Consider the following 17,191-nt stretch of genomic DNA (forward strand, 5'->3'; position numbering starts at 1 on the left):
GACCGATCGGCAGGGAACAAATCGATTTCCAGTCACTTGAGGAAGCGTCTGACTGGACTGGGATCGGGACGAACCCAGTGACCCTGCTCTTTCTGAGCTAACGGGATGGGGGCCAGCTCCCGATGGAAAAGGCCCCGTTCGGAAAGGATGTGTCGTTTGGGTTGATCCCGGTCACGCGCTGGTGTGACGCCGACGCTTGAACGCGACGATGCCAAGAATTGCGGCTCCCAGAAGGCCGCTTGCTAGAGTCGTCGGCTCGGGGATTGCTGTGATCTGGAACTCTCCACCAGTATCCACGAATTTGAATTGGAATGACGGGACGGCATTCGCAGTCCCGCCATTGAAGGTCAGAATGCTGCTGCCCTTCAAGACCCAATTCCCACTGCCGAAATTCGTGAGCCCGAGATAGTCAACATTGTCCCCGGGGCCACCAGGAGCCGAAGAGGTTCCGCTCAAGGAGGAGGAGTTGAACTCGGAGATGCTGACTTCAGAGGCGGTGGTCGCGGAGCCCCTGGTTCGGATGAAGATTGAGTCGAAGGCGCCGGTCACGCGAGTTAGCGTCACGGGCGAGATCGAACCGGTGTTGAACAACCAGGTGATCGTACTGGTTGCGGAATCGAACGACATGGTCCAGTCGTAAGAAGTTCCTGACGTCCAGATAAATTGACGTTGTTGCCCATTCGCCGTGCTGGTGTCATCGACAAGCTTGAGTTCGAAATTCCCATTCAACGCATTATTGCCGTACGTGCCCTCGGCCACTCCGGTGACTGACCAGCCTTCGTTCGCTAGGGTCGAATTGAATGCGGTATCGGTTTCGAACGCACCCTGCTGGACCAGCAGCCCGGCGCGTGAAGTGGACGGGGCAGCAAGCACGGCCCCCAGGACTAATCCTATTGAAACCCGATGAAAACTCATTCCTGCGCTGCTCCTTAACAGAATTCCTCGATCAAAATCGTCCGCTTAGACCGGATCCCGCAGAATTCTAGAGAGATGCGGTTCCCGGCCAATACTCTCATTGCCAGAAAAGTCCTATCGATCCAGAACGGATCGGTTCCGATTCGACTCTGCACCACTTAAAGAATGGATGGATCCTCACTGGCATGACACAGTGTCCTTTCTTCTCATGCCGATGTCAACGATTCCTCCCGTTTCTCCGGCGGGTGGCCGGGGAAAGATCAGCCCTGAAACTCGATCATCTTTGAGAGAAAACGAAAGACGAAACGCGTTGTGTGGCCGGGGCCAAGCGCAGCGTGCCCCGGGATCAGTGGCTGCCGACACCAGGGCACGCTGCGCTTGGCCCCGGCCACACAAGCCGTTGCCGACCTCTTGCGGCTCCGCCGCGGGGACATGGTGCCATTGTCCCGGCCACCCGCTAAGCTCGGGCTCTATGCACCCGAATGGACTGCTACGAGGTTGAACCGTTGGTCTGGTCGGCGGAGCTGGCGACGAGCCAGAGGGCATTTTCGTAGGAGCCGCCGAAGTCGATGCGGGTGATCTCGTCGAGGGGGTAGGAGTCGGGGAGGTCGTCCCAGGAGGCGTCGGGGGTGATGTGGCGGAGGACGACGCGGTCGGGGTGGGTCTCGACGACCTGGCCGATCCAGCAGACCTCGGGGTCTTCGTCCTCGGTATGGATGGTGACGAGGGAGAAGGCGGCGGTGGCGGAGCGGAGCAGGTCGGGGAGGCTGTCGAGGTGGACCGGCGGGGTCGAGGGGCGCGCAAGCCCGCGGAGGTTCAGGGCCGACTCGACGAAGGCGGAGTGGGGGGCGGGGTCGTCGAGCCGGGAAATGTCGGCGAGGCGATAGACCTGGTAGCCGTCGAAGCGGATGCCGTGGCCGACGACGGCAAGGAGGACCAGATCGGGGCCGAGGGAGAGGACGTAGCCGTCTTCCCAGCCGTCGGTGAAGGATCGGGTGATGCGGACGAGGGAGCCGGCGTCTCGGGCGTGTTCGAGCCGGCTCCGGAGGTCGGGGTCGGGTGAGGACATGATCCGGTGTTCCTGTCAGGTTTGGGGAGGCGAGGTGTTTGCTTCTCGGATGACCTGGGAACAGCGGAAGCAGAGGGTCGGATGTTCCTGGTCCTGCCCGACGGTCGGACGGAGGTTCCAGCAGCGCTCGCACTTCGGGTGCGGCGATTTCTGGACGTGGAACCAGATCTTGCGGTCGGGGAGGTCGATGGCGTCGTCCGGGCGGGTTTCGGCAAGAAGGACGTCGGAGACGATGAACATGCGTTCGAAATGGGAGCGGAGGTGGTTGAGCGAGGCAAGGACCTCGGGGTCGGGGCTGCCGACGGTGACGAGGGCCTCCTGGTTGCTGCCGATGACCTTGGCGGCGCGGAGCTTTTCGAGGTCACGGAAGACGACCTCGCGCGACTCGCGGAAGAGATCCCAGTCGAGGCCGCCGGGGCGGGGGTCGTCGAACGAGGGGTCGGGCTCGGGCCAGGGGGCGAGGTGGACGCTCGGGGCCTTGGAGGGGGATTCGGGGATGAGGTCCCAGATTTCCTCGGAGGTATGCGGCATGATTGGCGCGAAGAGGCGGGCCAGGCACAAATGGATGCGGGCCATGACGAACTGGGCGGCGCGGCGCTCGGGGCCGGTGGGGTGCTCTGCGTAGAGGCGATCCTTCAGGACGTCGAGGTAGAAGCTGGAGAGATCGACCGAGCAGAACTGGTAGAGGCGCTGGAAGGACCGGTAGAAGTCGAAGGAGTCGAAGGCGGCGGTGGCCTCTCGGATGACGGTGTTGAGGCGGAAGAGGGCCCAGCGGTCGATCGGGTGCAGGGTGGAAGGATCGACGGAGTCGGGGTCGAATCGGGCGTAGTCTTCGAGGTTGCCGAGGAGGTAGCGGAAGGTGTTGCGGATTTTGCGGTAGGACTCGGAAGCCTCCTTGATGGCGCGCTCGGTGAGGGAGACGTCATTGGAGTAATCGAGGCTGGCGACCATCAGCCGGAGGACGTCGGCGCCGTACTTCTCGGTCGACTCGACTGCGGGGACTGCGTTGCCCAGCGACTTGGATTGCTTCTGGCCCTTGTCGTCGACGACGAAGCCATGGGTCAGGACGGTCTCGAAGGGGGCCTGGCCGGTGGTACCGACGGCGGTGAGGATGGAGGACTGGAACCAGCCGCGGTGCTGATCGGAGCCTTCGAGGTACATGAAGGCGGGGTACGGGCCGGAGTCGTAGCTCGGCTCCCGAACGACGGAGCGGTGGCTGGAGCCGGACTCGAACCAGACGTCGAGGATGTCGGTCCCTTTTTCGAGGTGCTCGACGGGGTGGGCGTTGGTGTCCAGGTCGGGGGGGATCAGTTCGGAGACGGGGCGCGTAAACCAGGCGTCGGCCCCTTCCTTGGCGAACAGGTCGCGGTAGAAGCGGACGGACTCGGCGGTGAGGTGGTGGTAGTCGTTCCGCTCGTCGAAGAGGACGGGGATGGGGACGCCCCAGGCGCGCTGTCGGCTGATGCACCAATCGGGACGCTGGCCGACCATGGCCTCGATGCGGGCCTGGCCCCAGGAGGGGAGCCAGCGGACCTGGTTGCGGATGGCGTGGAGCGTGTTCTCGCGGAGATTGTTGCGATCGACCCCGATGAACCACTGGGCGGTGGCGCGGAAGATGACCGGCTTCTTACTTCGCCAGCCGTGGGGGTAGCTGTGGCGGAAGTTGAAGTGATGAAAAAGTGCGCCGACGTCTTTGAGGATCTCGATGACCTTCGGGTTGGCGGCGAAGACCTGGAGGCCGACGAGGTCGGCGGGGACGCCGTCGGTGTCGAGGAAGCGGCCGGAGGCGTCGACGGGGCTGATGACGGGGAGGTGGTACTTCAGGCCGGTCTTGTAGTCGTCGGCACCGTGGCCGGGGGCGGTGTGGACGAGGCCGGTGCCGTCTTCGACGGTGACGTAATCGGCCAGGACGAAGGTGCCGGTGCGGTCGATGAAGACGTGTTGGTACGAACCGCCTTCGACATCCTTGCCGGTGCAGCGGGCAACGATTTCGTAATCGGTGATCTGACGGAGGCCCATGACCTTCTCGACGAGCGGCGAGGCGAAGAGGGTCTGGACGGTCTGGCCGGATTCGGGGTCGGTGTAGCGGACGCCGGCGTATTCGAGGTCGGGGTGGGCGGCGATGGCGACGTTGGCGGGGAGGGTCCAGGGGGTGGTGGTCCAGATCATCGCGTGCCAGGGGCCGGGGCCGAAGTCGGCCGGCAGGGCGGAGGTGATCGGGAAGTTGACGTAGATGGAGGGGGAGGTGTGCTCGGCGTATTCGAGCTCGGCCTCGGCCAGGGCGGTGCGGTCGTGGATGTCCCAGTGGATCGGCTTGAGCTGACGGAAGACGAAGCCCTTTTCGACGAGGTCGGCCAGCACGTCCATGATGCCGGCCTCGTAGCGGGGGTCGAGGGTGAGGTAAGGGTTGGCCCAGTCTCCGGAGGCGCCGAGGCGCTGGAACTGAGTGCGCTGGACGTCGACCCACTTGAGGGCCTCGGTCCGGCAAAGTTCGCGGATCTCGGGGAAGCTCATCGAGGCGGCTTTCGGGCCGAGGTCCTTGGCGACCTTGTGTTCGATGGGAAGGCCGTGGCAATCCCAGCCGGGGACATAAGGGGCGTCATAACCGCGCATGGTGTGGTAGCGGACGACGATGTCCTTGAGCACCTTGTTCAGCAGGTGGCCCATGTGGATGTCGCCGTTGGCGTAGGGGGGGCCGTCGTGCAGGACGCGGCGGGGGCTCCCTTTGCGGGCGGCTCGAATCTGAGCGTAGAGGCCCATCTCCTCCCACCGGGCCTGAATTTGAGGCTCGCGCTGGGTGAGGTTGGCCTTCATGGCGAAGGCGGTGGTGGGGAGGTTCAGGGTGTCTTTGTATTTTTTGGCGTCGGTGGACATGGTTGTTCGTCTTGTCTTAAGTCGTTGTGCCCATTACCGGGCTCAGAGTCCTTCGATGAGGCTTCGGTTCAGGAAGATGATTGAACCGATCATTTCTTCGGACGAGCACGTTTCCCAAATCAGGACGAGTCCGCGAATGACGTCACCGACCGAAAGTTCGCCCTGCTGGCAACGGACGATCCCGGCGTGTTCGACCTGACGACGCCAGAAGTCGATGAAGTGGGCGTCGTGCGTGACGATGACCCTCCCCGTTCGGAGGGCTTGCTCCCACTGTTCATCGTCTGAGGCGCCGGCCAGGCCGACCTGGCGACTTACGGTAACGTTGATCCCTTTCTCCCGAAGAGCTTTCGCGATGGCGTTACAGCAATTGAAATCGTGGTCGAGATGATAACGGATCGATCGAGTCATCGATGGCCCGTGATCTCAGGTCTCAGGGAAAGATTCGCCCCTGAGTCGCTCGACGGCCCGTTGGTAAAGCTCTGGCTTCTCACGCTTAATCCGCTCCAGGAGCGAGGGCTGGCTGGCCTCGATTTCCTTCATGATTTCGTCATCGCGTCGGATGTCTGCCAGGATTTCGTCTCTATGATCGTAATAGTAGACGAGGGCCGCGTGGACATCGGCGAGCGAGATGGTCTCGTAATCCTCGACGATTTGCTCGGGAGACATTCCCATCTGCTCGTGGCAGATCACGATATTCTGAACGGTGATCCGATGCCCGGCGATGCGGGGCTTGCCGCCGCAGGTGCCGGGGGTGATGACGATGTGCTCGGCGATGGAGGAGACGGTGCTCATGAGCTGCCTCCCGAGGGTGTCAGGGGGTGTTCGTCGGGACGGTCGGCCTCGCCGAACGAAGCGATGACCTCGATGGGGCCGACGAGGTGGCGCTTCAAGGCGTCGAGGTCTTTGGCGGGAATCCAGAGTTCTTCGTGGAGCTTGCCGCCGACGATCCGAGCGGGGTAGCGTCCGAGGAAGTCGCGATCGACCCGGAAGCGGAGGACGAAGCCGGCGCCGTGGTCGCGGACATTCCAGCGACGGGCGATCTGCCGGGCATACTCCTCGTTGAGGACCGGATAGAAGATCGGTTGCTCGGGCAATCGAGGGGGGAACGCCTGCCAGCCGGATGCCTCGATCAGGGCGAGTTCGGCCGGGCCGACGGGCCGGTAGAGGGTCGTGGTGTCCGCCATCGGTGATCGGCCCTCATTTCCTCTCAAGGTTGCGTGGAATCGAGCCGTTCGATCACCCAGGTGACGATGCGACGAAGCTTGCCCTCGGCCTCGTTGGCGACGGCGATGATCTCCTCGATCTTGACCGGTTCGAGGGCGTCGGGCAGGCAGAGGTCGGTGACGATGGAGAAGCCGAGGACCTTCATGCCGGCGTGGACGGCGACGAGGACCTCGGCGACGGTGGACATGCCGACGACGTCGGCACCGATCCCTCGGAGATACCGATACTCGGCGCGGGTCTCCAGGTTCGGTCCGACGATGCCGACATAGACGCCGCGGTGAGCGGGGATGCCTTCGGCGAGGGCGATCGAGAGGGCGAGGTCCTGGAGTTCGCGGTCGTAGGGTTCGATGAGGTCCGGGAATCGAGGGCCGAGGCGATCGTCGTTTGGTCCGATCAAGGGATTGATGCCGGCTAGGCCGGGAAGGTTCAGGTGGTCGTCGATGACCACCAGGTCTCCTTTACGGTGCAGGGGGTTCAGACCGCCGGCAGCGTTGGAGACAATCAAGGTTTCGCAGCCGAGTTCCTTCAAGACCCGGATCGGAAACGTGACCTGGGCCGGAGAGTAGCCTTCGTAAAGATGGAACCGGCCTTCCATTGCAACAACCGGAACGCCGGCAAGGGTGCCGCAGACGAGTCGTCCCGCGTGACTCTCGACCCCGGTCGGATGGGGAAAGTGGGGGATGGCCTCGTAAGGGATGGTGGCTTCGGCGTCAATTTGAGAGGCGAGCTGACCGAGACCCGTGCCCAGCACGATGCCGACGCGTCCGGTGCCGGGCCAATGCGATCGAACGGCGAGCGTCGCGTCCTGGACGTCGTCCCAGCGGTGATACTGCATCGGAGGGGGGTTCCGCAGCGATTCAGCACAGGCTCGAATCGAACAACAAAAAGGAGATGGTCGGGGGAGCGATCTTGAGCGTCAGCCGCGACGAAGAATCCGGGCAAACCGGGGGTCTTGTCGAAGACTTTTCAGGTCGGGGTCGCGGAGCATGTGGCGAAAATGATGATAGCCAAGATCAACGGCGCGGGTCAGCGCGTCGAAGGCGGGATCAATCATCCCAAGGACCGCGTAGCTGCAGGCCAGATTGTACCAGGGAATGGGACGGTCGGGTTGAAGACGAGTCAGGCGTCGATCGAGTTGGAGGGCGCGGGTGGATTCACCGCGGCGAGCAAGGTTGTTGGCCTGAACGCGGAGCGCATCTACATAGAAGGGATCGCGGTCGAGGATGCGGCCGAGGAACTCGACCTCGAAATCGCGCTGTGATTGCTCGCGCAGGCATCGGGTCGAGGTTTCGGACGACGGCCGATCGCGGTCGGAGTTGCCTGGCAAGTGATCAGAGGCGGCCATAGCGCAACGCTCCCTTCCCGTCCGGTCGCCGGTCGAACTCGACGTGGCGTCCGGTTCGGACGTTCAAGCCTACTACACTACGACGCCGAGACACGTTGTGCCAAGCCCTCGTCTGAACCGGGAACACAAAACGAACGGTCGGGCGGCCCGAGCGAGGGGCCGTCCGGAACCGAACGATCGGTTGAGGAAACGCTTCAGGGGTACTCAGAGATCTTCCTCTTCGTCCTCAATCTCGTCGAGATCGTCATCATCGTCGTCGTCGAAGTCGTCATCATCGTCGAGGTCGATATCGCCGAGGTTGTCGAGATCGTCATCGTCGTCGAAGTCGTCGTCATCTTCGTCGTCATCGAAGTCGTCGTCTTCGTCGAGATCATCGTCATCATCATCGTCGTCGAAGTCGTCGTCGTCGAAGTCGTCGTCTTCGTCGTCGGCCAGATCGTCATCACCGGAATCTTCCTCGTCATCCTCTTCGGGATGTCGGGCGAGGGGATCCGCGATGGCCCAATCACCGAGGAGCAGGGCGGAGTTCGTGTCGTCCTCGAGGCAGGCGAGCGGGTTCGGGAGGTCCCACATGGGGTCGTTCCTCTTGCCAGGACGGCTCGGGCCGATGGGATCGGCCCGAAGGGTCGGGGCGGGAATATCGAGTCCGAAAGCTCTCCGCCGGACCACTTTGGGCCGGAGGAGACATACTGGTAGTCTCATAAAGAACGATTGTCAAGCATGGCCCAGAACTCGCCGGGGCCAGAGATCGAAATCAGAGCGGTTCGTCGGCTGAGGCAAGGCGGATGATCTGGCCAGACGCGGCCGATCGGGCAATCGCTTCCTGGAGACGAACCGTCTCGATTGCCTGCTCAGCAGAGCAGCAGGGAGGACTTCCCGATCGAATCGCGTTGATGAAATCACCATCAATGCTCGTCTGGTTGCTCCGCAACGGAAGGTCTTGAACAGGAGCTTCTGAATCGGCTCCCGCGAGGCAAAGGCTTGAGGCATTCGCTCGTAAGGTGCCGCGTTCGCCGAAATACGTGATTTCGAACAAACTGCCAGGGGACACACCGCTAATGGCAAGGGTGGCGGGCGTGCCGTCGATCAGGCGAAGAGTGATGGCATTGACGACATCGAGGCCTGGTTCCTCGCGATCCTGGAAGGCCGAAACCTCGGCCACGGGACGGTCGGTGGTCCAGATCAAGGCGTCGAGCAGGTGGTCACCGTCATCGGCGATGATTCCTCCTCCCGAGACCTTGGGGTCGACTCGCCAGGCGTGGCCACCCGGCTCTCGTTGGGTGGCGAGCCAGGAATTCGCCATAACGGCCATGACCAGCCTGAGACGGCCAATCGCCCCTTCTGCCAGTAATCGGCGAGCCTCAATCAAGCTCGGGACCAGGCGAAACTGGTGCCCGACGCCCACGACCCGATCTCGCCCTCGAGCCAGGTTGACGATATCGACCGCCTCCTGGGTATTGGTCGAGAGCGGTTTCTCAATAAAGAGATGACACCCTGCCTGCAAGCCATCCATTGCGGTGCGGTAGTGGGCCCGAGGAGGGGTGAAGATGGCCAGGACGTCGGGCCGAGCCTCGGTCAGAAGCTGCTGATGGTCAGCGAAGGCCTGAATGGATGACGGGTCGCCATCGGGGCCGATCAGCTCCGAGGCAAGGGCTCGCGCCGCCTCGCGATCCGAATCGACGCACCCGGTAATGCGGACCGCTTCGATCTCTCGTAATCGCCCGGAGTGAATCCGAGCTGATCGGCCACAGCCGACGATGCCAATCGTAAGCGCTGTCATGTCTCGCACCCGGAGCTTTCCGACGGATCCTCGGTCTGGCGACTCATCCGCCAGACGTGACGGATCGCAACATCCCAGCAAGCCTACGGTGCCTCGTCAAGACCATCGCCGTAATCGGCGTGATCTTCCTGGACCAACAACCCTCACCTGGCCTGCCGTTCGCCATTGCAACTCCGGCTCAACCCGACCGATCGAGGCGAGTTTGACCCGAGTGCCGGCTTGACTCGGACGGCAAGGGCTCCGTATTCTTGTGCAAAGCATTTCGATGGTGGCTGTTGCCTAGCGGTTAAGGCGCCAGATTGTGGATCTGGAGATCGCGGGTTCGAATCCCGTCAGCCACCCTCTGCCCAAACCAATCAGCAAAGAAGTATCGCCCCTCGATCTCAGGGATCGAGGGGCGATGGTCGTTTTAGAGGACGTTGATCACCCGATCGGCGAGTCCCTTCTCGCCGAGGATTACGTTGAGGTGCCCGCTGGACGCGATCCGCTCCAGCACCTCCAGCTCGCGGAGCCGCATGAGAGCTGGGTGGTCGGTCAGGAGCTTGGCCGTGTTGGCCTGGCTGCGGAGCGCGGCCGTCTCCTCGCGACGGGTGATGAGGTTGGCCTCGGCGGCCTTGCGGGCCTCGGTGACCTTGTTCATCAGGTCCTTCATCTCGCCCGGAAGGATCAGGTCGCGGATACCGGCCGATCGGACCTCCAGGCCGAGGCTCGATGCCCGGGAGCGGAGGAGCTCCTCGGTCTCTCGGGCCACGCTGTCCTTGTCGGCGAGCAAGGCGTCGAGCGTTCGTCCGCCGAGGACAGCCCGAAGCACGAGCTGGGCCTCGCGGTAGAGGGCCTGACGGTGGTCGTCGACCACACAGACGGCCCGCCGGGGGTCGCTGACAACGAAGCTCACCTGGGCGTTCAAACGAAGGGTGACCGTATCGGCGGTCATGATCTCCTGGCCGGTCAGGTCGAGCGTGGCCTCACGGAGGTCAACCTCAACCACTCGGGCCTCGGTGGACCCTCGCCAGAAGGCGTAGAGACCGGGGTCGAGGGTGTCGGCGTAATGACCGTCGAGGAACAGGACACCGGCGCGGTTGCGATCGACTGTGCAGAGATCCAGCAAGCCGGAGGCTCCCGGAGTCTGGGCGATGACCTTCAAATCCTCATGCTCGAAGCGGGCTCGGCGGGCGTCGACCACCTCGATCCGAACGTCGCGAGGACCGGTCCAGTAGACGTACAGACCCGGACCGAGCACACAGGAGAACCGGCCGTCGATCCAGACCAGAGCTCGGCGGTCGTCCTTCAGGTCAACGACCTCGGCGTATGGCTTCAAGACGCCGGACTTGACGATCAGGTCGAGCCGATCGTGAACGAGGCGAGGGGCTCGCATCGAGATGACCTGAGCCTCGATCCGGCCGAGCGGGTCAAACAGCCAATGCGTTCCCTCGCCGAGCAGGCCGCGGAACTCTCCCCGGCGAAAGAGAAGTCCCATCTCGTAACTTCGAACATGAACACGCTTCATCAAGAACATGGGGAGCCTCCTCGTCCGGGGGAATCGCCGGACGTGATTCAGGGAAATGGCATAAAGGCATTCCTTCGAAAGAACGGGACCGCCCTTGGAAGGCCAGGCAGCCGCCAATCGCACACCGAGGGTGCGGGGCATCGCATCGATAGCCATGATTGTCGACTCAGGGGAATCGTGTCGGGAGGGTCCTGCTCGGGCGATCGGAACCGCACGAGAGGATTTCCCGAACGATGGCCAAATTCCGACGATCAGCGGGGTATTTCTGCGGGCCTCAAGGCCCCTCGTCCGTGCTTGCGCTCGCCTCGGTGGGCGGGATGTCGCTCGAGCCGACCCGGTGGGTCCGAGTCGGCTCGTCCGGTCATCTCGCGCCGGGCGAAGGCCGATTGGACAACTGCTGGCCTCCCTCGGGCTTCAGGTGAGACGCTATCGCGTCAGGGTGGGGAAACGGGCATTCAACCTGTTTCCGTAAAGTGGGCAGGATTCGAACCTGCGACTCCCGGGTTATGGGCCCGGTGCTCTCTCCAACTGAGCTACCACGATCTGAGGACGCTTCGTTTCGATCCCATGTCCGGAACGCACCGGGCCGATCGCCCTGGAAGGCGAGGCCGTTGCGCCGCTGGCCCTGCGACCTCAGACGACCCGACGGTGATAAGCCGTCGGGAGAGACGCGGGTGGGAGTCGAACCCACTTCCACCGATTTGCAGTCGGTTGCCTGGCCGTCTGGCTCCCGCGTCTGATGGATGATCCTCTTTGAATCAGTGCTCCCGCCAGGAGTTGAACCTGGTCCTCGACCTTCGCAGGGTCGTATGCCTCCCTCACACCCCGGGAACGTGCTGATTGAGCAGAGTACCCCCGCCAGGAGTTGAACCTGGTCCTCGACGTTCGAAGCGTCGTGTGCGATCCGACACACTCCAGGGGCTAGAATCAGACAAGCTCATTGAGCGCGGAGCAGAGGTGCAAGGATTCGAACCCTTTCGGCGCGTGTTGGAGACGCGCTGCGCTCCCAGGCGTACACCTCTATGAACGTCAATGGGTTGGAAGGGTGTCCGACGGGAATCGAACCCGTGCCTCGAGGCCCACAACCTCGGGTGCTGCCGTTACACCACGGACACCATTGATGTCAATTGGATCGAATAGGAACGAATTGAATCGGATCGCAGCGGAAGGGGAGGGATTCGAACCCTCACGCCCCGAAAGGCGCACTCCTTAGCAGAGAGGCCCGGCCAGCCGTATCCGGTTCCCTTCCATCGTGTGTTTCATGGGATCGAGGCGAGATTCGACCCGCCAGGAATCAATCCTCGACTTCGCCACGCGAGGGCGACGTTGTCCCTTGAATTTTGGGCTCGTCAATTGAGCGATTGTGAGTGGACCGCCGGGGAGTCGAACCCCGATTTCCTGCTTGCAAGGCAGGTGTCGTCCCGTTAGACCAGCAGCCCATCATGTTTAATCGCCGGAAGCGTACCCCGATAACGTCAACCTGAACCACCCTTGAAGGTTCGAAACCCGGAAGGCTTTGGCCTACCGAGAGTCCCAGGCCCCGGTATCGAGCCGGGCAAACCAGGCTTATGAGGCCCAGCCGGGCACCTGCCACGCCTGGAGGAATGGTATTGCGACGGCACCGAGCAGCCCGTGAGGGAGTTGAACCCTCCTCTCCTGGCTGAAAACCAGGTGTCCTGCCGCTAGACGAACGAGCCCTTTCACGTATCAATCCGGTCAATATTCAGTCGCCCATGAAGAACTTGTCCCCGCGTCGTTCGGTTGAGGGCCGGGTGTCCTTGTGCGATGCGAACGATTGAATATTCACGTGTTTAGAAACAGCATCAAACCGGAAGTCGAGGGGTCGAGGTGCCTTGAAATCTTTGGCCTGGAACAGCGTGGTTCAGCGGAAGGGGAGGGAATCGAACCCCCAAGGCTCATCGCTCGGCCGTGTTCCAAACGGCTGCCGTCGCCCATCGGCTTGCCCTTCCCTCCAGGAAGTCCGTGAACCATTGGCTGAAATGACACCTGCGGTTCCCCGCGAACCACCTGATGCGAGCGATCACGAACATCCCGATTGATGGATCGGATCTTGGTTTCAAGGTGCTTGAGTTTGAAGCAGTGGTCGCCGTGTGCCAGGGGTTTCCCACCCAAGGTCTCGATCGATTCGTTCAAGAGTGCCCAGCGGGAGTCGAACCCGCACATCCGCCCCAGGAGGGCAGCGGACAGCCGCACCATCATGGGCACGAGAATCGAACACCTGATTATCAAAGAACAAGAGCACCGGGTGGGAGTCGAACCCACGCCACCGCGATGCGAGCGCGGTGTCCTGGGCTCTGGACCACCAGTGCTTCGGGCAATCGATGTTCACGAGGATTGGTTGCGCGGTTTGCGAACGCCGTGGAATGTTCCATCTCAACTGATTGATTGCGGCGTATCGAAAACGGCCCGGTCGTCATGGGACGACCGGGCCGTTGCGAGGGATTCGCGAGACGGTGATCGGTCGTCAGAGGAGCAGGGACCGTGCGCTCAACCAGGCCGGACGCATCGCTTCCGGTTGACTCGCGCTTCGTGATAACAGTTGAGCGAATGATCGATTCAAGCACATTGCGATCCTACTCCCCTGCAGAAGCGACGGAGAGAAACCCCAAGGCCGCACGGCCCCGGTTAAGCCTCGCCAATCGGCGAACACTTTCCCAGACGCTTAATCGGTGACGGATGTTCGCGCCCTTCCCAGGATTTATTTCAGCAAGCGATCGTGGCGAAGATCGACCGCAAGGGGATCAACGGATGATGGTGCGACCTAGCCGGACGGTGACGTCGTCCACGCCTCCGTTCCGGCGGAGGGTTACGGTGATGGTCTCACCGGGCATATATGACTCGACCTCGGTGAGCAACTCGCCGACGCTCTGGACCGGGACGCCGTTGATCGCCAGAATCACATCGGCCGAGTCGGGATCGATCCGGGCTCGGACAAATGGACCGTCCCGGAGGTACTGGATGCGAAGCGACCGAATCCCGGCCTGGTCGGCCGGGCCGCCTGCCTCAACTCCGAGGACGAGCAAGCCCTGATCGAGCGCATAGACGCGGGCGATGCCCAGCGTGGCACGTTCGACGTAGCCTTGTTCGATCAATGGTTTCAGGACTCGCTTGATCGTCGAGATCGGCACGGCGAAGCCGATGCCGGAGGACTGGCCGACCCGGCTGTAGATCGCTGTGTTCATCCCGATGACCTCGCCCCGGTTGTTGAGCAAAGGGCCGCCGGAGTTGCCGGGGTTGATCGAGGCGTCGGTCTGTATGATCCCTCGAATCGATCGCCCGTTCTTGGCTTCAAGGGAGCGGTCGAGACTGCTGATGATGCCAGTCGTGAGGGTTCGCTCCAGTCCGAAGGGGTTCCCGAGCGCGAGCACTTTCTGGCCGACCTTGAGATTTCGGCTGTCTCCGAGGACGACCGGGACAAGCGAGTCGGGAGGTGAAAGGGCCTTGAGCACGGCGACATCGTTGCTTGGGTCGACTCCCACCACTCGGGCATCGAGCACGGAACCATCAAAGAGGCCGACCTGGACCACTTCGGCCCCCTCGACGACATGGTGATTCGTCAGAATATGCCCCTGGTCGTTGATGACGAATCCGGAGCCGGAGCCGGAGACCTCGGTATCCTGAAAGAGTCCTCGAACGGTGGCCGAGGTGGAGATGTTGACCACGGATCGGTTGACCGCCTCGTAGATCCGGATCGTGTTCTGCTCGTCAGGGGCGAGTCCGGTGATGGCCAGGCCTACGGGGTCGCCCTCGTTCAGAGTGTCAGGTGCGTTGGTGACTCGCTCGTCCGCGTAAGTATCGGTCGAGAAAGCGGGAGCGGGACTGATTCGGTCGCCTGGGGGATCGGGAAACGCCCGGGTGTCGACGTCTCGTTTCGCAAGGAGTTCGGGAGTGTTCGCGTCGTAGTAAAGGGGAGAATCGGGCGCGAGCCGCTGACGATCGACCAGATTCCGTGGATTGAACCCGAGGTCAAAGAGTGAGGAGATCGCCAATGTGATGATGATGGTCAGCAGGTAGGGTCCGATCCTGCCCAGCAGATTCCAAATGCGATGATGTTGCATGGTGGGTACCCGATCGAAGGAATCGATTCGAGACGAATAGACATCCGTCGGAACCGACTGCGAATCGGAATCATCGAGCGGTTCCTCGGCAGGGGGGGGATCGTTCTGGAGACTGTTGACTGGAGAAGGAGTCGCTTGGAACTCCTTCTCCAGCGAGGCAAATTCAGGAGAGAAACGGTTCGGTTCGAGGTGGCGAGGATGGTCGGATTGATCGTGTGACAAGGGGCGCTCCTTGGCCTTGGTCACTCCGGAAGCGTTCAACCTGTCAGCCGGGCGGTTGTTTTCATTATTGGATTCGGGAGATGGTTCGTGTCATTCCGTAGGGTTTCGCTATTTGGGGGAAGTTTACGAGGCCAGTTTGCATGCGCCCATCCCGCTCAGGGCAACTGAGTGCCGAGCAAGATTGAGGAGACGGTGAGCCATGGCTGAGGTCATTTCCTTTGCCATGATCGCGCCTCACACCTCGGAACGCAGTGACTGCCAGGCGATTGCAGGGGCAAGGACGACACGCGAATCTGCAACCGAGAGGCCAAAGCGATTGATCTCAACCCGAAGGCAGGGGAATGGCACGCAGGCCATTGGGATTCGCAGCGAACGGATTGGTCGAGGACACCTCGTCCCCACGAAGCAGAGACTCCCCCTGGAACGCGGCACTGCGATCTCGTAGCATTTTCGATTCCTGGAGCCCGGCCGAAAGACCCACCCCCCCGGTCAGGGTTCTCAACGACACAGGGGCCATTTCGTGGCAGAAAACGACGCAACGAACGAACCGGGGCCTGCTCAGGTATCTGACCGAACTCTGAACACCGGCCCGGCGGGAAGAATGGATTCGAAGGCGAGCCGGTGGGCATTGACCACCTTTTCGGTTCTGTTCGTCATCCACTTACTCGACTATCTCGACCGCTGGGCCCTGGCCGGTGTCTTGCGGAAGGTTCAGGCCGATTTGGAGATGAGCGACGGGCAGGCCGGCTCGTTGAATTTCTACTTCCTGCTGACGTTCAGCCTGATCAGCCCGTTGATGGGCTGGTTCGGGGATCGAGGGCGACGAACCTGGCTGCTGGCCTTCGGGGTGGGCCTCTGGAGCCTGGCCACGGTGGGTACGGGGCTGGTGCGAAGTTACGGAGAGCTGACCTTCGCCCGAAGCTTGCTGGGAATCGGAGAGGCGACTTACGGAGTCCTTGCGCCGACGATCCTGGTGGACCTGTTCCGTCGGGAGCGACGGTCGCGGGTGATGGCGTATTTCTACATGGCCATGCCGCTCGGGTATGCGATGGGAGTCTTCGGTGCAGCCTGGATTGCCACGAACAGTCCGGGATGGGTTGCTGGGACCCCTCTGGAAGCTTACGGCGGCTGGCGGCTTGCCTTTTTCATCGTCGGACTTCCGGGATTGATCGCGGCGTTCATCGTGCTTCTGCTCCCCGAACCGATCCGAGGGGCGAGTGAGAACGTTGATCTGGAGCGCGTGCAGGCTCACGAGCGGGTCATGCCGACTGCGGCCGATTACAAGGATCTGGCCGTCAACTCATCGTACACGTACGTCGTGTTCGGCCTGGCGACGTTCACGTTCGCCTTTGGGGGGCTGGCGTACTGGTTACCGTCGTACCTCGACCGGGTCAAGGGGTTCGGAACCGAGAAGGCGGCGTTGGTGGTGGGCCTGAGCGGGGGCTTGGCCGCGATTATTGGGATGAGCCTCGGCGGCTGGCTGGCCGACATCCTTTCGCGAACCAACCCAAAAGCGCTGTTCCTCGTTCCCGGGACGGCCATGCTGCTGGCGGTCCCGTTCGTGCTGGGGGCGATCTTCAGTACGAGTGAGCCATTGATCATCGGCTCGATGTTTGTGGCGATGACCCTCATGCTGATGAACACCGGGCCGTGCAACGCGGTGATTGCCAACGTGGTGACGCCGAACATGAGAGGGGTGGCCTATGCGGTCTCGATCTTCTTTATCCACGTGCTGGGCGACCTCTGGTCGCCGATGCTGATGGGGGCGGCCTCGGATTATCTTGGGGATCCAGAGGTGATGGCCTCGTGGATCGGTGAATGGCTGTTCCGGATCGGGGCCAGACCAGTGGAGCAGCCAGACGGCTCGTACCGAAACCTGACGGCGGGGATGCTCGTGGTCGTGCCGGCGATCGTGCTGGGCGGTTGCGTCCTGCTGGCCGGGGCGCGGCACTTACCGAGGGAGATGGCCCTGATGCTCGCCAAGCTCCGAGCGAACCCAGCCGCCCGGCAGGGATGAGCCGAAACCCGGGGGATTGCAATGCGATTCAGGGGGATCGGGGCGGGAAGCCGGTCGGGTCTTCGTGTATGATCTCGGATTGTGGCTTGAGGGAACGGGTCTCCCTGCCCGGTCGGCAGGTCGAGACCTCCCTCAATGGCCCGCCTCGTCCTGCAACGG

The 17,191-nt window shown here is 62.3% G+C and carries 13 protein-coding genes and 10 tRNA genes; 2 read left to right on the forward strand and 21 right to left on the reverse strand.

The window, feature by feature from the left end:
- Positions 1-171: 171 nt before the first annotated feature.
- From HG800_RS07300 to HG800_RS07345, 10 genes are all read right to left on the reverse strand, one after another.
- The gene (locus HG800_RS07300; protein WP_169975300.1) at positions 172-915 is read right to left on the reverse strand and encodes a choice-of-anchor W domain-containing protein; all 744 of its coding nucleotides are present in this window, start codon (positions 913-915) and stop codon (positions 172-174) included.
- Between the two features lie 490 nt (positions 916-1,405).
- Entirely contained in the window at positions 1,406-1,984 is a 579-nt protein-coding gene (locus HG800_RS07305; protein ID WP_169975302.1) for a hypothetical protein, read from the reverse strand.
- A 15-nt stretch (positions 1,985-1,999) separates the two neighbouring features.
- A complete protein-coding gene (ileS, locus tag HG800_RS07310; RefSeq protein ID WP_169975304.1) occupies positions 2,000-4,858 on the reverse strand; it encodes an isoleucine--tRNA ligase in 2,859 nt (952 codons plus the stop codon).
- Positions 4,859-4,900: 42 nt separating this feature from the next.
- Entirely contained in the window at positions 4,901-5,266 is a 366-nt protein-coding gene (locus HG800_RS07315) for a DUF5615 family PIN-like protein (RefSeq protein WP_169975306.1), read from the reverse strand.
- Positions 5,267-5,281: 15 nt separating this feature from the next.
- Positions 5,282-5,650, reverse strand: a complete 369-nt coding sequence (locus HG800_RS07320; RefSeq protein WP_169975308.1) for a DUF433 domain-containing protein — start codon at positions 5,648-5,650, stop codon at positions 5,282-5,284.
- On the reverse strand, positions 5,647-6,042 hold the full coding sequence (locus tag HG800_RS07325) for a hypothetical protein (RefSeq protein ID WP_169975310.1): 396 nt from the start codon (positions 6,040-6,042) through the stop codon (positions 5,647-5,649). Before HG800_RS07325 ends, HG800_RS07320 begins: the two co-directional genes overlap by 4 nt.
- A gap of 23 nt (positions 6,043-6,065) precedes the next feature.
- Positions 6,066-6,917 (reverse strand): purine-nucleoside phosphorylase, encoded by an 852-nt coding sequence (locus HG800_RS07330; protein WP_169975312.1) that lies wholly within the window; start codon positions 6,915-6,917, stop codon positions 6,066-6,068.
- A gap of 81 nt (positions 6,918-6,998) precedes the next feature.
- Positions 6,999-7,427 (reverse strand): TPR end-of-group domain-containing protein, encoded by a 429-nt coding sequence (locus tag HG800_RS07335; protein WP_169975314.1) that lies wholly within the window; start codon positions 7,425-7,427, stop codon positions 6,999-7,001.
- Positions 7,428-7,631: 204 nt separating this feature from the next.
- On the reverse strand, positions 7,632-8,000 hold the full coding sequence (locus HG800_RS07340; RefSeq protein WP_169975316.1) for a DNA primase: 369 nt from the start codon (positions 7,998-8,000) through the stop codon (positions 7,632-7,634).
- A gap of 181 nt (positions 8,001-8,181) precedes the next feature.
- Entirely contained in the window at positions 8,182-9,207 is a 1,026-nt protein-coding gene (locus HG800_RS07345) for a Gfo/Idh/MocA family protein (RefSeq protein WP_169975318.1), read from the reverse strand.
- A 268-nt stretch (positions 9,208-9,475) separates the two neighbouring features.
- On the opposite strand from HG800_RS07345, the gene HG800_RS07350 reads away from it, so the two are divergent.
- A tRNA-His gene (locus HG800_RS07350) sits at positions 9,476-9,548 on the forward strand.
- A 68-nt stretch (positions 9,549-9,616) separates the two neighbouring features.
- Here the strand turns inward: HG800_RS07350 and HG800_RS07355 are convergent.
- The 11 genes from HG800_RS07355 to HG800_RS07405 form a co-directional block, all read right to left on the reverse strand.
- The gene (locus tag HG800_RS07355; RefSeq protein WP_169975320.1) at positions 9,617-10,723 is read right to left on the reverse strand and encodes a slipin family protein; all 1,107 of its coding nucleotides are present in this window, start codon (positions 10,721-10,723) and stop codon (positions 9,617-9,619) included.
- Between the two features lie 460 nt (positions 10,724-11,183).
- Positions 11,184-11,259 (reverse strand) — tRNA-Met (locus HG800_RS07360).
- Between the two features lie 121 nt (positions 11,260-11,380).
- Positions 11,381-11,451, reverse strand: a tRNA-Cys gene (locus HG800_RS07365).
- Between the two features lie 307 nt (positions 11,452-11,758).
- A tRNA-His gene (locus HG800_RS07370) sits at positions 11,759-11,829 on the reverse strand.
- Positions 11,830-11,877: 48 nt separating this feature from the next.
- Positions 11,878-11,963 (reverse strand) — tRNA-Ser (locus HG800_RS07375).
- Positions 11,964-12,082: 119 nt separating this feature from the next.
- Positions 12,083-12,153: transfer RNA gene (locus HG800_RS07380), tRNA-Ala, on the reverse strand.
- 187 nt (positions 12,154-12,340) lie between these two features.
- A tRNA-Glu gene (locus HG800_RS07385) sits at positions 12,341-12,411 on the reverse strand.
- A 189-nt stretch (positions 12,412-12,600) separates the two neighbouring features.
- A tRNA-Ser gene (locus HG800_RS07390) sits at positions 12,601-12,684 on the reverse strand.
- Positions 12,685-12,869: 185 nt separating this feature from the next.
- Positions 12,870-12,940 (reverse strand) — tRNA-OTHER (locus HG800_RS07395).
- 32 nt (positions 12,941-12,972) lie between these two features.
- A tRNA-Ala gene (locus HG800_RS07400) sits at positions 12,973-13,044 on the reverse strand.
- A 432-nt stretch (positions 13,045-13,476) separates the two neighbouring features.
- Positions 13,477-15,015 carry a S1C family serine protease gene (locus tag HG800_RS07405; protein ID WP_235963381.1) on the reverse strand — a complete coding sequence of 513 codons (1,539 nt, stop codon included), beginning with the start codon at positions 15,013-15,015 and terminating at the stop codon, positions 13,477-13,479.
- A 628-nt stretch (positions 15,016-15,643) separates the two neighbouring features.
- Between HG800_RS07405 and HG800_RS07410 the strand changes: the two genes are divergently transcribed.
- Complete coding sequence (locus HG800_RS07410) at positions 15,644-17,032, forward strand: spinster family MFS transporter (RefSeq protein ID WP_235963383.1); 1,389 nt, start codon at positions 15,644-15,646, stop codon at positions 17,030-17,032.
- The last annotated feature ends 159 nt before the right edge of the window (positions 17,033-17,191 follow it).

It is taken from the genome of Tautonia rosea, assembly GCF_012958305.1.
GTDB classification, from domain to species: Bacteria; Planctomycetota; Planctomycetia; order Isosphaerales; family Isosphaeraceae; genus Tautonia; species Tautonia rosea.

Excerpts from the sequence above, each read along its gene's own strand:
- HG800_RS07330 (WP_169975312.1), bottom strand. The coding sequence starts at position 6,917 with ATGCAGTATCACCGCTGGGACGACGTCCAGGACGCGACGCTCGCCGTT.
- HG800_RS07320 (WP_169975308.1), bottom strand. The coding sequence starts at position 5,650 with ATGAGCACCGTCTCCTCCATCGCCGAGCACATCGTCATCACCCCCGGC.
- HG800_RS07335 (WP_169975314.1), bottom strand. The coding sequence starts at position 7,427 with ATGGCCGCCTCTGATCACTTGCCAGGCAACTCCGACCGCGATCGGCCG.
- HG800_RS07305 (WP_169975302.1), bottom strand. The coding sequence starts at position 1,984 with ATGTCCTCACCCGACCCCGACCTCCGGAGCCGGCTCGAACACGCCCGA.
- HG800_RS07315 (WP_169975306.1), bottom strand. The coding sequence starts at position 5,266 with ATGACTCGATCGATCCGTTATCATCTCGACCACGATTTCAATTGCTGT.
- ileS (WP_169975304.1), bottom strand. The coding sequence starts at position 4,858 with ATGTCCACCGACGCCAAAAAATACAAAGACACCCTGAACCTCCCCACC.
- HG800_RS07325 (WP_169975310.1), bottom strand. The coding sequence starts at position 6,042 with ATGGCGGACACCACGACCCTCTACCGGCCCGTCGGCCCGGCCGAACTC.
- HG800_RS07355 (WP_169975320.1), bottom strand. The coding sequence starts at position 10,723 with ATGTTCTTGATGAAGCGTGTTCATGTTCGAAGTTACGAGATGGGACTT.
- HG800_RS07340 (WP_169975316.1), bottom strand. The coding sequence starts at position 8,000 with ATGTGGGACCTCCCGAACCCGCTCGCCTGCCTCGAGGACGACACGAAC.
- HG800_RS07345 (WP_169975318.1), bottom strand. The coding sequence starts at position 9,207 with ATGACAGCGCTTACGATTGGCATCGTCGGCTGTGGCCGATCAGCTCGG.
- HG800_RS07300 (WP_169975300.1), bottom strand. The coding sequence starts at position 915 with ATGAGTTTTCATCGGGTTTCAATAGGATTAGTCCTGGGGGCCGTGCTT.